The sequence below is a fragment of the Synechococcus sp. CS-1328 genome (assembly GCF_025128095.1).
Taxonomy (GTDB): Bacteria; Cyanobacteriota; Cyanobacteriia; order PCC-6307; family Cyanobiaceae; genus CBW1002.
On record NZ_JAHLYT010000072.1, the window covers coordinates 12,740 to 25,210 of the forward strand.

Consider the following 12,471-nt stretch of genomic DNA (forward strand, 5'->3'; position numbering starts at 1 on the left):
GAAGGGGTGGTTCGGAGACGAGATGAGGCGAGAAGGGCGAACGGGGATCAGGCGTTCGCCAGGGCATCTGACAGCAGAGTGTCCAGTGCCGCTCGGATCACGGCCTGCACCTCCGGTGCATCGCGGGGGTTGCCGGCCCGGTGGCCCAGCACCGATTCGATCCGGTGGAACTGCGCTCCGGGGATCAGGCAGGCCTCGGCGGCACAGTCGTCCGGCGTGAAATAAAGGTCGTGGTTGCCGGCCATCACCAGGGTGTCGGCCGTGATCAGGCCCAGGGCTGCCGCGAGATCATCGCCACAACCTGCAGCGGCGGCCACGTCGTTGGCCAGCCACACATCCAGCATGGTGAGCAAATCATGAGGATCGTGGCGCCGGTAGGCCGGCAACCAGGCCTGCTCCACGTAGTCCTCCACGCTGCTGTAGCCCAGCCGCCGGTAGGGCTCCTCCCGGTAGAAGGGCTGGCTGGCGGCCCAGCTGGCGTAGATCAGCGCAAAGGTGCGCAGCCCCGCCTCCGGAACCCCCTCAAAACCCTTGCCGTTCCAGTGGGGATCTGCCGTGAGCGCCTGGCGCAGGCTGAGCAGGAAGAGGCGATTGTGGGGGGTGGTGCGGGCTGTGCCGCAAAGGCAGCAGAGGCGCTGAGCCCGCTCCGGTTCCAGCACTCCCCAGTGATAGGCCTGCTGGGCCCCCATCGACCAGCCGTAGACCAGGGCAGGACGCTCCACCTTGAACACCTCCTCCAGCAGGCGCACCTGGGCCCGCAGGTTGTCGCGGTGATCGAGCTGCCAGCCGCTCTCCGGCAAGCCGAGGTCGCTGTTGCTGGGACTGCTCGACATTCCGTTGCCGAACTGGTTCACCAGCACGATGCACCAATGCTCGGGATCGAGGATCGGTCCCACCACCCAGGCGATGTCGTCCGGCCGGGCTCCGTAGGAACTGAGATAGAGCACCAGATTGGAACGATCAGGGGCCAGGCTTCCGTAGACCCGGTAGCGCAGCTGGGCCTGGGGCAGGACGCGGCCGCAGGCCAGCAGAAAATCACCCAGCGCGAAGGTTTGATCAGGGTTGGTGCGCTGGTCGCCGCTGCTCACAGGGCCAGAGCCGCCAGGTTGCCCAGGAAGCCGCGATGCACCGCCAGATAACCAGGGGCGCAATGGACCAGTTGTGGGGCCAGCTGGTCGTGGGCCTGGGGCAGGGCGTGGAAGGGGAGGGAGGGGTAGAGATGGTGTTCGGTATGGAACGGCATGTTCCACATCAGCCACCGCAGCGGCGCCAGAGTCAGGGTGGTGCGGGTATTGCGCAACCCATCGGCGCTGGTGCTGCAGCCCCCGTGTTCGGCGAGGAGCACAAATCGCAGCAGCGGCTGGCCCACCGCCAGGGGCAGGAGCCAGTCCAACACCAGCAATGGCCTCCCCAGTGGGATGGAGACCAACGCAACCGCGGCGTAGACAGCAAATTGCAAGCGCACCGAACGGGTGACTGCGGCGGTGGCCTCCGCAGGGATGTAGGGGGCGCCGGCGAAGTCACCCCGGAGTGCACGCCAATGGCCCCGAATCTTGCCGAGCCACCAGGGCAGGCCGCTCAGCTCCAGCAGATAGGCCGGCAGGGTGCTCGGTGGTGCATCGTCCAGTTCCGGATCAAGACCCACCTGGTGGGTGAAGCGGTGGTGCCACTGGTGATAGCGGCGGTAGACATCGGCGTTGTAGAAGCTCAGCACGCCCATCCACCAGGCCACCGCATCGTTGATCGAACGGCTGGCGAAGGCGGTGCGATGGCCGCATTCATGCAGGGCGCAGAAGCCGAAGGCCAGGGCCCAGCCCAGCAGGAGCAGCCCCACCAGCTTCAGCACCAGCACCAGTGGTGCCGAAGCAGCGGGGATCAGAGCGGTTGGAGTGATCCACAACACCGCGCCCAGCCCCAGCAGGCTGAGATGGCCGATCAGCTGGGCCCAGCCCTCGTCATCGCGGCGCCGATTGAGCACGGCGAGCTGCTCACTGCTCAGCAGCAACGGCTGATCGCCAGGCTCGGCGGCCTTGTCACCAGCAGGGGTGTCGGGGGGCAAATGGCCGGCGCAGGTGGGCACGCTCGAACAGTCAGGCTGTGCCCATCATGGTGTCGTCAGGAGAACGGCCGGCGGGTTCAGACTGAACGTCCAATCCTTCCGTCCATGGCCGACAGCCTCTCTCAACGCCTGGATCGGGCTTTGGCCCGGGCTGGAACGACGGCGGTGCTGCCCCTGCTGATCCTGGCGATTCCCTGGACCCAGGAACTGATCGATCAGCTCTTCTTCGGCGGAACCTGGAATCTGCCGATGGTGCGTGGCGGATCGTTTCTCGGGGTGCTCACCGCCCCCTTCAGCCACAGCGGTTTCGCACACCTGCTCAGCAATACCCTCTGGTTCCTGCCGCTCTCCTGGCTGGTGCTGACCAAAAGCCATCGTGATTATCTGGCAGTCTGGATCGGCGTGTATCTCACCGCCATTCCTGTGTGGCTGTTCTGGCCGATCGGCAGCCACGGATTATCTGGGGTTGTGTATGGCCTGCTCGGTTATCTGCTGCTGATCGGTGTACTGGAGCGGCGTCCGGTCTCGATCCTGCTGTCGTTGATTGCTCTGGTGGGCTATGGAGGCCTGGTCCCGACCCTCCTGCCCTTTCTCACCCCGCCGGGGGTGAGCTGGATCGGTCACGCCTCGGGTTTTGCCGGAGGCGTGCTGGCCGCGCTGGCGGTGCATCGGGAATGAGGGGGGTGATTCCGATTCGCCCACCGTCGCGGGGATCACGATCCCGGATCCGGTGGCGATCTGCTGACAGCGTGATCCGAAAACGGCCTGATTCCCCGACGATGGTGTCACAAATCTGAACGAAGCCGATGGAGTCCCTGGGTAAAGCCGTAGCCAATCTCTCCAACCTCACCCTTCGACAGCTCCGTCAGCTCGCCAGCAGCCTGGGGTTACCGCGCTACAGCCTTGCCACCAAAGAGGGGCTGGTGCAGGCGATTGGCCAGCGCACCCAGATTCCCTACGGCGAAAGCAGTCCTGAGGCACAAATCACCGCGGCGATGCCAGCGGCCATTTCCACTCCCATCTCTGCGCCCACAGAGCCCACCGTTGGCTTCACTGCAGCCCCGGTCATGGCCGCGGTTGCTGAACCCTCCCAGACCCAGGTGGTGTTCCTGCCACGGGATCCTTCCTGGGCCTACTGCTTCTGGAGCGTGTCAACCGCTGACCGCGACCGGATGGCCTCCTCGGGTGCCACCAGCCTCTGCCTGCGGGTGGCTGATGTGACAGGCCTGGCCGGCGGCACGGTCCACCCCCATGCCCTTCAGGAAGTGGTGGTCGACTCGAAGAGCAGCGAGTGGTTCCTGCCGGTGCCCCTGCCCGATCGCGACTACCGCATCGAGCTGGGTGCCCGTCTGCCCGCCGGTGGTTGGCTCTCCCTGGCCTTTTCCTCGGTCGCTCGCATGCCCGCCGCTGAACCCAGCCTGGAGGTGGCGGATGCCTTTGTGCCGTTCGAGCTCGAGTCTCTCCCAATGACGGATGCGATCGCTGAAGCGACCATCCCGGTAGCACCAGCTGGCCAGCATGAGCGGATCTATCAGCAGTCGATGCGCCAGGTGCGCCGTGTGGGATCCGAGATTTTCCAGGACGCCACCGATGCCCTGCATGGAGCCGGTCGCGCTGATCTCACCGATTCCGGTGCCGGACTCTGGGCCAGCGGCCGTCAGGCCTCTGGTGTGGGTGGAGTGAAGGCGCGTCAGCGCAGTTTCTGGCTGGTGGCGGATGCTGAATTGATCGTCTATGGCGCCACCGATCCGGCTGCGACCCTCAGCATCGGTGGTGAAACGGTGCCCCTCTCAGCAGACGGCACCTTCCGGCTTCAGGTTCCCTTCCGCGATGGGCAGCAGCTGTACGCGATCGAAGCCGTGGCCGCCGATGGTGAGCAGCGTCGCCACATCACCCTGCAGTTCGAGCGCAAGACCCCCGAGGAGCACACCAATCCCAAGGACATGGCTGCCATGGAGTGGTTCTGAACCCGCAGGACTGGCTTCAACAACTGGACTGATCCATCACTTGGATCGATCAGTCCGATCACCCCCCCCCCAGGACCTCCAAGAGATCCTGGGGGGGGGTCTCGTATGGGTGCCGTTCGCAGGTTGCAGGTTGCTCTGGCACCCGTCCTGTTCGACACCCCACAGGCGGGGCCTGGACAGCGAACGCAGAGCCCCGAGGGACATCGGCCAAGGCGTGTATCCTTTCCCCCAAGGCGCCTACAGATCGACCGCCAATGGGTGCGTCTCATGCGGAAACCTGTGGAAAAACCCCGAAAAACGGGGGAAAACAGCCAAGAACAGGGGAAAACCTCGAATTCACAACAGTTCTGATCCTTGACGATCGGCACCACTCGGTAGCGAATCGAACCTTGCCGCTCACCGACCTCGGTCACCATTGATTGGCGGATGATGCCCCTAGGGTTCCGGTCCCTTTTCAGGGATGACTGGTCCGAGAGGGGTTCACCGTTGGTGCCGTTGTCCCCTGGGAGAACGGCACCAACGGCGGCACGGAGGGAGAAAAGCCCGGGAGACCGCAAAACGCCCAACCAACTCCCGTGCCATGACTGATTCCAGTGGCGCCAGCGGTGCCTTTGACCGGCGCCCCGGCGGCAACCCCTCTTTGGGTATGCAAGGGCGCCAGGCCCTTGAGAAGGAAGCGGCCCTGCCGCTGACGGGCTGGCAGATGGAGGTGGATCAGGCCCACGCCTGGGGTCTTGAGGCAGCCGAGAGCATCGTCGATCGGCGCATCTCCACCTTCTCGCGCGGTGAGTTGCCCCATTTCGCGGGCATCAACACCTTCATGAAGGCTCCCTACCTGGAAGATGTCCACCGGGTTGGTGAGTTCGATGTGGCGATTGTGGGAGTGCCGCACGACTCGGGCACCACCTACCGCCCCGGAACCCGCTTCGGTCCGCAGGGTATCCGCCGCATCTCGGCCCTCTACACCCCCTACAACTACGAAATGGGGGTGGACCTGCGCGAGTCGATCAAGCTCTGCGACGTGGGCGACATCTTCACGATTCCGGCCAACAACGAGAAAAGCTTCGATCAGATCTCCAAGGGCGTTGCCCACGTCTTCGCCAGTGGCGCCTTCCCGATCATCCTCGGCGGCGACCATTCGATCGGCTTCCCGACCGTGCGTGGCGTTTGCCGCCATCTGGGCGACAAGAAAGTCGGCATCATCCATTTCGATCGCCATGTCGATACGCAGGAGATCGATCTGGATGAGCGGATGCATACCTGCCCCTGGTTCCATGCCACCAACATGGCCAATGCTCCGGCCCCGAACCTGGTGCAGCTCGGCATCGGGGGCTGGCAGGTGCCGCGTGAAGGGGTGAAGGTCTGCCGTGAGCGCGGCACCAATGTGCTCACCGTCACCGACATCACCGAGATGGGGTTAGAGGCGGCGGCCAAGTTCGCGATCGAGCGGGCCACTGACGGCACGGATTGTGTCTACATCTCCTTCGACATTGATTGCATTGATGCCGGCTTCGTGCCCGGCACCGGCTGGCCGGAGCCGGGTGGCTTGCTGCCGCGCGAGGCCCTGAAACTGCTCGAGCTGATCGTGCGCAACGTGCCGGTCTGCGGGCTTGAAATCGTGGAGGTCTCCCCTCCCTATGACATCAGCGACATGACCTCCCTGATGGCCACGCGGGTGATCTGCGACACCATGGCTCACTTGGTCGTGAGTGGTCAGCTGCCACGCCGCGAGAAGCCCGCCTGGATCTCCCCGGACTGCAACATGCATGTGGATCAGGCCTGGAGGTGAGCCATGCATGAAGTCGATATGACCAAGTGCCTGTTGCTGTCGCTGCAGGAGTGGAAGCTTCAGCACGCTCCCCGCATTCCGGTGGTGAAGGTGGTGCATCTTCAGGTGGGTGATTTCACCTGTGTCGAGCCGGATGCCCTGCGGTTCACCTATGCCGCTGCAGTGCAGACGACGTGGTTGGCGGGATCGGAGTTGCGGATCGAGCCCATTCCCCTGCAGGCACGCTGTGTGGTCTGCCAGGCCACCTACACCCCGAATCCCCAGCAGGCCTATCAGTCCCCCTGCTGCAATCATCCGATGGAGGAGATTCTCAGTGGCCGGGAACTGAAGATCCGCTCCATCGATTACGTCTTCCCAGAGGCGGCTGATCCAGCCCAAGTCGCTTCTGGCGGCGAGGCCAGCCAACGCCTGTCGGCGAGCCATCGGCAGCAGGCCGAAGCGATCGCACCCGAGCCCTGTCCTGTCGCCTGAGGCCTCAGGTCGAGACCGCCCCTGCGGACATCCATCCGCGCCAGCCTCTCGACGCTCTCCTCGTAGGCTTTTCCCCAGTGCGCACTCCCCGGTGACCCTGTAATCCCTGATTCCTGGGCGACTCCTGATCGATCCCATTCTTCATTCTTGCTGACCCCCATGCACATGCCCCTTGAGGACAGCCTCGGACTCAACCTGTTGGCGGCCAATCAGCACCAGGCGGAGCACAACCGCGCCCATTTTGATGCCTGGAATCTGCTGTGCCTCAACGTGATGAGCAGCCCCGGTGCCGGCAAGACCGCCATGCTGGAGCGCAGCCTCGCCGATCTGGCCAGCCGCTGGCAGATGGCCGTGCTGGAGGGCGACATGACCACCCAGCTTGATGCCGAGCGACTGGAGGCGGTGGGTGTGCCCGTGGTGCCGATCACCACCGGCCGTGCCTGCCATCTCGACGCGGCGATGGTGAGTGGAGGCCTGACCCTGCTACGTCAACGCCTTGATCCTGCCGATCTGGATCTGCTCTGGGTGGAGAACGTGGGCAATCTGGTCTGTCCGGCTGAATTCGAGGTGGGCGAGCACCGCAAGGTGGCTCTGCTCAGCGTGACCGAAGGCGACGACAAGCCGCTCAAATATCCGGTGATGTTCCGCGAAGCGGATTGTGTGCTGATCACCAAGGTGGATCTGTTGCCCTATCTGCCGGTGGAGGTCGAGCGGATCGAAGCGCATATCCATCAGGTCAATCCCCGCGCCGAGGTCTTTCAGCTCTCGGCGATCAGTGGTGTCGGCTTCGCGGCCTGGCATGACTGGCTGCAGCGGCAACGCGATACCACGGCTTCCGCCATCGCCGTGTCCCATCCTGTGCGATCTGATCAGGCCAGTGCCGCCGCACTTGTGGGGGCTTGATGGTGTCTCCATTGACCCAGAGCCAGGCCGAAGCTCAGTCCAAGGCGCAGGCCCAGGCCCAGTCTGAGGCTCCGGTCGTCATCCCTGGCTCGCTTCCCAGCGATCCGGCCGCCCTGCAGATCCACCTGCAGCAGCGTGGGGTTCGCTACGCCCTGGCCAGCTTCGTGGATCTGCACGGAATCGGCAAGGCCAAGGCCGTGCCGCTCGACCATCTCCCCGACATGCTGGCGGGATCGGAGCTGTTCACCGGAGCCGCCCTCGATGGTGTGCCCCAGGACGTGAGTGACGACGAAGTCGCTGCCATCCCCGATCCTGCCAGCACCACGGTGTTGCCCTGGCGGCCTGATGTGGCCTGGATGGCCAGCGATCTGCATCTGCATGGCCAGCCCTTCGAGGCCTGCAGCCGTTCGATCCTGGGCCGCGTGCGTCAGCAGGCCGCGGCGATGGGGTTTCGCTTTCAGCTGGGCATCGAAACGGAATTCTTCGTGCTGCGCCGCGGTGCAGACGAAACCCTGGAACCTGCCAGTCGCCGAGACAATCTCGACAAACCCTGCTACGACCTGATCGGCCTGCTTGACAACCTCGACTGGCTCGATGAGCTGGTGCAGGCCATGAACAGCCTCGGCTAGGGCGTGTATTCCTTCGATCACGAAGATGGCAATGGCCAGTTCGAGGTGGATTTCGCCTACGCCGATGTGCTCACCATGGCGGATCGGCTGATCTTCTTTCGCCTGATGGCCAAGGAGATCGCCCACCGCCACGGACTGATCGCCAGCTTCATGCCGAAGCCGTTCGCGAACCGCACCGGTAGCGGCGCCCACTACAACATGTCGCTGGCGGATCTCGTCAGCGGCCGCAATCTGTTCGCGCCGGAGGATGGCGACGCTGGTGGCATCAGCCAGCTGGCCCGTCAGTTCATCGCCGGTGTGCTGCGCCATGCCCCGGCGATCTGTGCGGTGATCGCCCCCACGGTGAACAGCTACAAGCGGCTGGTGATGCAGGGGAGCATGTCGGGCTTCACCTGGGCACCGGTGTTCATCAGCTATGGCAACAACAATCGCACCAATATGCTGCGGATTCCCTCGGCGGGATCGCGAGTGGAGTGCCGCGCTGCAGATATCTCCTGTAATCCCTATCTGGGTTCGGCATTGATGCTGGCGGCAGGGCTGGAGGGAATCCGGGAGCAACTCGATCCTGGCCCACCCAACCTCGATAACGCCTACACCCTCAGCCCAGAGGAACGGCAGCGTCGAGGCCTGACCCTGCTGCCGCGCACCCTGGAGGAAGCGATTGATGCTTTTGCAGCCGATCCATTATGCCGCTCTGTATTCGGTGATGCCATGTTCGAGGCCTTTGTGACCTACAAACGTCAGGAGTGGGCCGATTATCACGGCTCCATTTCCGAGTGGGAACGGCAGCGCTATCTCGAGTTCTTCTGAGCACTCCTCCATGGTTCCATCAGCCCGGCTGAAACCAATGGCTTGTCACATCCCCGTCCCGGTCACTCTCCAGACGATCGAGCCGGTCAGCTCCTGATTTCTACACACGTCTGCTCACCTGTTCCCTGATTCTTTGATTCCCCATGCGTCTTCGATTTCCGCTTCCCCCCCAGAGCTCTGCTGGTCGCGGCGCCCGCAGGGGCCGCCTCCGTAGCTTGTCTTTGATTCTGATGGCGGCGCTTGGCAGCGGCCTGCTGGCGGCTTGCCAGAAACCCAGCGGCACTGAGGTGCCGGTTCGGATCGGCTTCAGCGCCTGGCCGGGTTGGATTCCCTGGCAGGTGACCGAAGAGAAGGGATTGTTCACCGCCGCCGGTGTGCCGGTGACGCTGCAGTGGTTCGACGGGTATCTCGACTCGATCAATGCGCTGAATGCCGGCCAGCTCGATTGCAACAGCCAGACGCTCGCTGACACGATCAGTTCGATTGCCGGTGGCGCCGATCTGCAGGTGGTGCTCACCAACGACAACTCGACCGGCAACGACCAGATCATCGTGGCCCCGGGGATCAAGAGCGTGGCTGATCTCAAGGGCAGGAAGGTGGCCGCTGAGGAGGGCACTGTGGATCACTATCTGCTGCTTCTCGGTCTCAAGAAGGCGGGCCTCTCCTCCAGCGACATCACCTTCGTTCCCCTCGAGACCGGTGCCGCCGCCGCCGCCTTCGTGGCCGGTCAGGTCGATGCGGTGGGCGTCTTTGCACCCTTCACGACCCAGGCCCTCAAGCGTGAGGGCAGCACCACCCTGTTCTCCTCCAAGGACTTCCCCGGTGCGATCAGCGACCACCTGGTCTGCCGTACGGAATTCGTGGCCAAAAATCCTGAGAAGATCCAGAAAGTCGTCGATGCCTGGTTTGCCACGCTCGCCACGATAAAGGCGGAACCGGGCCCCACTCTCGCCATCCTGGCCAAGCGTGCCGGTGTGAGCGAGGCGGACTACAAAGCCTACGACGCCGGCACCACCATTCTCACCCTGGAGCAGAACCGGGAAGCGTTCAAGCCTGGCAACACCATGGCCTCTCTGCCCTTCGCGGCCGATCAGATCAGCCTCTTCCTCCAGGAGGTGGGCCTGGCCAAGACGCCTCCCAAGCTCGACGGACTGCTCGAGTCCAGGTTCGTCGACGCCACCCCCTGATGTCCCCTAACCCCAACCGCTGCTGACGCGATGAGTACCCCACTGCGCCGCATTCAACGGGCCATTGATCAACCCTGGATTCTCGGAGTCTCTGGTGTCCTGGTGGTTCTGCTGGCCTGGCAGCTGATCGCCTCTAGCGGCGTAGTGGATCGCTTGTTTCTGCCAAGTCCGGCTGCCGTGTGGGCGGCCGGTTCGGCGCAGGCCCACGAGGGCATTCTGCTCAAGGATGCCCTGGCCAGCATTGGCCGGGTGATCGGCGGATTTGCACTGTCGGCGATCGTGGCCCTGCCGCTGGGGATCGCCATGGGCAGCAGCCGGGTGATCTGTCAGTTGCTGGAGCCCTTGCTGGGACTGATCCGCTACATGCCGGCACCGGCCTTCATCCCATTGCTGATCATCTACTTCGGCTTGGGTGAATTACCCAAGATCCTGCTGATTTTCATTGGCACCCTGTTCTTCAACACGCTGATGATCATGGATGCCGTGAAGTTCGTACCCACCGAGTTGATCGAAACCGCTCGTACCCTGGGCGGGCGATCCGGTCAGATCCTGCTGCAGGTCGTGGCCCCTTGCATTGCGCCGCAGGTGCTTGATGCCTATCGCATTAACATGGCGGCAGCCTGGAACTTGGTGATCGTGGCCGAACTGGTGGCGGCCAATGAAGGCCTGGGAAAACGCATCAGTCTGGCCCAGCGTTTTCTGCGAACCGATGAGATCTTTGTCGGTCTGATCGTGATCGGCCTGATCGGGCTTGCGATCGATCTGGGCTTTCGATTTGTGATGAAACGCTCCTGTGCCTGGGCGAACTGACTTCGTCGCTCCATCGCCTTCTTCCCCATGCATCTCTCGGTCTGCGGCATCAGCAAGTGGTTCGGCCACGGATCAACTGCCAAGCTGGTGCTTGACAACATCTCCTTTGATCTTCACTCCGGCGAGTTCGTGGCCTTGGTGGGCAGCTCCGGCTCGGGGAAATCCACCATGATGCGGCTGGTGGCAGGCCTGGAGCGACCCAGCAGCGGTGAGGTGCTGGTCGACGGGAAACCGGTGCGGGGGCCCGGTCACGACCGCGGCATGGTGTTCCAGAAATACAGCCTCTATCCCTGGATGAGTGCCGCTGCCAACGTGGCGTTCGGCATGCGCTTGCAGGGGCTGGCTGCCCGAGAGGTGAAAGAACGCACCGCCTACTTTCTGGAGGTGGTGGGCCTGGCGGATGCGGCCCGCAGGCTGCCGCGCGAACTTTCGGGCGGCATGCAGCAGCGGGTGGCCATTGCCAGGGCCCTGGCGGCTGACCCCAAGGTGCTGCTGCTGGATGAACCCTTCGGCGCCCTGGACCTGCAGATTCGCGAGTCGATGCAGGAATTTCTGCACGATCTCTGGCGGCGCACCGGCCTGACGGCACTCCTGATCACCCACGATCTGGAGGAGGCCCTGCTTCTGGCACAGCGGGTCCACATCATGGCGCCGCGACCGGGTCGACTGGTTCAGACGGTGGAAGCCGATCTGGACCGCAGTGATCTGGCCCACCTGCGCGTCACCCCGCGCTTCCTGGAGCTACGGGAGGAGCTGGCCCGCAGCCTGCGTCAGCTGGACGCCGCAGCTTCAGCGCCAGCATCGTGAGATGATCACGAGCCTTGAGCCAGCAGGTCAGCCTTGGCTTGACCCAGGGCCACCCTCTGGAGCGATGGGGTCCTGGAAGTGTTCGGGGAGGATGCCGAGATAGGCCGCTTCACGAAACAGATCCTGCCGGGTGGCGTCATCGCCGTGCTGCAGGGCCTCCTGATAACGCTGCCGCAAGGAATCAACCAGGATCTGGCGACGCGGCTCCAGGATTGACGGGGAATCGGGGGTTTGCATGACCCGATCCTATCGACCGCCATGGGGGAAAATGGCGCCATGAGTACGCCCTTGTTCAGCGATCCCGGCCTGGCGGCATTTGGATCGGGGTTGACGGCCATCACCCTGGCGGAAATCGGGGACAAGACCTTTTTCGTGGCCCTGCTGCTGGCGGCCCGGCACAGCGGCCGCTCCGTCTTTGTGGGTGCGTTTGCGGCGCTCAGCGCCGTGACGCTCCTGTCGCTTGGCGTGGGCTATGGCTTACGGGAAGTGCTGCCGGCTGCGTTGATGCCCTGGCTGGCCGCACTGTTGTTTCTGGGATTTGGCGCCAAGCTGCTGTTCGATGCGCAACGCCTGCCGGTAGACGACGGATCGGACGAGCAGGAGGAAGCGGCCGCCCTCGTGCAGCAGGCGGAGGGGCGAGGGGCCGCCGACAAGGCCGGAGGGGTGATCTGGGAGGCCTTCAGCCTGGTGTTTCTGGCTGAACTGGGCGATCGGACCCAGATTGCCACCATCCTCTTGGCTACCGCCCCGGCCTTCACCCTGCTGGGCCTGGTGGCCGGCACCCTGCTGGGCCATGCCCTGGTCACAGCCCTGGCGATCCTGGCCGGGAAATGGATTGGCCAGCGCATTCAGGAACGGCTGCTCTATCGGCTGAGCGGTGGTCTGTTTCTGGCGTTTGGTCTGGTTTCGCTGCGGCAGGCAATCGGGGCGATGGCCGCCGGCTGAGGCTCAGGCGAGCTGTTCTGAATGCCTCAGTGGCGCCTGAGGTTTTCCACAGGCTCTGGTTCAGCCAGCCGATCCGCCAACCCATGTTCGGCCT

Annotated in this window: 12 protein-coding genes, 1 pseudogene and 1 riboswitch; of the genes and pseudogenes, 10 read left to right on the top strand and 3 right to left on the bottom strand. The window is 63.9% G+C overall.

Features of this window, described 5'->3' with window-relative positions; genetic code table 11:
- Positions 1 to 47: 47 nt before the first annotated feature.
- Together KQ310_RS15420 and KQ310_RS15425 are read right to left on the bottom strand one after the other, a co-directional pair.
- A complete protein-coding gene (locus KQ310_RS15420) occupies positions 48 to 1,088 on the bottom strand; it encodes an alpha/beta fold hydrolase (RefSeq protein ID WP_259722620.1) in 1,041 nt (346 codons plus the stop codon).
- Complete coding sequence (locus KQ310_RS15425; protein ID WP_259722621.1) at positions 1,085 to 2,080, bottom strand: fatty acid desaturase; 996 nt, start codon at positions 2,078 to 2,080, stop codon at positions 1,085 to 1,087. Before KQ310_RS15425 ends, KQ310_RS15420 begins: the two co-directional genes overlap by 4 nt.
- 84 nt (positions 2,081 to 2,164) lie before the next feature.
- Between KQ310_RS15425 and KQ310_RS15430 the strand changes: the two genes are divergently transcribed.
- From KQ310_RS15430 to KQ310_RS15475, 9 genes and pseudogenes are all read left to right on the top strand, one after another.
- Positions 2,165 to 2,737: a rhomboid family intramembrane serine protease gene (locus tag KQ310_RS15430; RefSeq protein WP_259722622.1), complete on the top strand. Its 573-nt coding sequence runs from the start codon at positions 2,165 to 2,167 to the stop codon at positions 2,735 to 2,737.
- A gap of 128 nt (positions 2,738 to 2,865) precedes the next feature.
- A complete protein-coding gene (locus KQ310_RS15435; protein ID WP_259722623.1) occupies positions 2,866 to 4,026 on the top strand; it encodes a DUF4912 domain-containing protein in 1,161 nt (386 codons plus the stop codon).
- A 424-nt stretch (positions 4,027 to 4,450) separates the two neighbouring features.
- Positions 4,451 to 4,578: riboswitch (guanidine-I (ykkC/yxkD leader) on the top strand.
- A gap of 94 nt (positions 4,579 to 4,672) precedes the next feature.
- Positions 4,673 to 5,815 (top strand): agmatinase, encoded by a 1,143-nt coding sequence (gene speB, locus KQ310_RS15440; protein ID WP_259722685.1) that lies wholly within the window; start codon positions 4,673 to 4,675, stop codon positions 5,813 to 5,815.
- 3 nt (positions 5,816 to 5,818) lie between these two features.
- Entirely contained in the window at positions 5,819 to 6,286 is a 468-nt protein-coding gene (locus KQ310_RS15445; RefSeq protein ID WP_311134758.1) for a hydrogenase maturation nickel metallochaperone HypA, read from the top strand.
- 159 nt (positions 6,287 to 6,445) lie between these two features.
- Positions 6,446 to 7,189: a hydrogenase nickel incorporation protein HypB gene (gene hypB / locus KQ310_RS15450; RefSeq protein WP_259722624.1), complete on the top strand. Its 744-nt coding sequence runs from the start codon at positions 6,446 to 6,448 to the stop codon at positions 7,187 to 7,189.
- A gap of 356 nt (positions 7,190 to 7,545) precedes the next feature.
- A pseudogene (gene glnT / locus KQ310_RS15460) lies at positions 7,546 to 8,628 on the top strand (type III glutamate--ammonia ligase).
- Positions 8,629 to 8,858: 230 nt separating this feature from the next.
- Positions 8,859 to 9,815, top strand: a complete 957-nt coding sequence (locus KQ310_RS15465; protein ID WP_259722627.1) for an ABC transporter substrate-binding protein — start codon at positions 8,859 to 8,861, stop codon at positions 9,813 to 9,815.
- Between the two features lie 30 nt (positions 9,816 to 9,845).
- Positions 9,846 to 10,625 carry an ABC transporter permease gene (locus KQ310_RS15470; RefSeq protein ID WP_259722628.1) on the top strand — a complete coding sequence of 260 codons (780 nt, stop codon included), beginning with the start codon at positions 9,846 to 9,848 and terminating at the stop codon, positions 10,623 to 10,625.
- Positions 10,626 to 10,652: 27 nt separating this feature from the next.
- A complete protein-coding gene (locus KQ310_RS15475; protein WP_259722629.1) occupies positions 10,653 to 11,432 on the top strand; it encodes an ABC transporter ATP-binding protein in 780 nt (259 codons plus the stop codon).
- A gap of 27 nt (positions 11,433 to 11,459) precedes the next feature.
- Here KQ310_RS15475 and KQ310_RS15480 read toward each other — a convergent pair whose 3' ends face one another.
- Positions 11,460 to 11,669, bottom strand: coding sequence for a hypothetical protein (locus tag KQ310_RS15480; RefSeq protein WP_259722630.1), 210 nt, complete (start codon positions 11,667 to 11,669; stop codon positions 11,460 to 11,462).
- Between the two features lie 39 nt (positions 11,670 to 11,708).
- Between KQ310_RS15480 and KQ310_RS15485 the strand changes: the two genes are divergently transcribed.
- Complete coding sequence (locus KQ310_RS15485) at positions 11,709 to 12,377, top strand: TMEM165/GDT1 family protein (RefSeq protein ID WP_259722631.1); 669 nt, start codon at positions 11,709 to 11,711, stop codon at positions 12,375 to 12,377.
- Positions 12,378 to 12,471 lie beyond the last annotated feature (94 nt).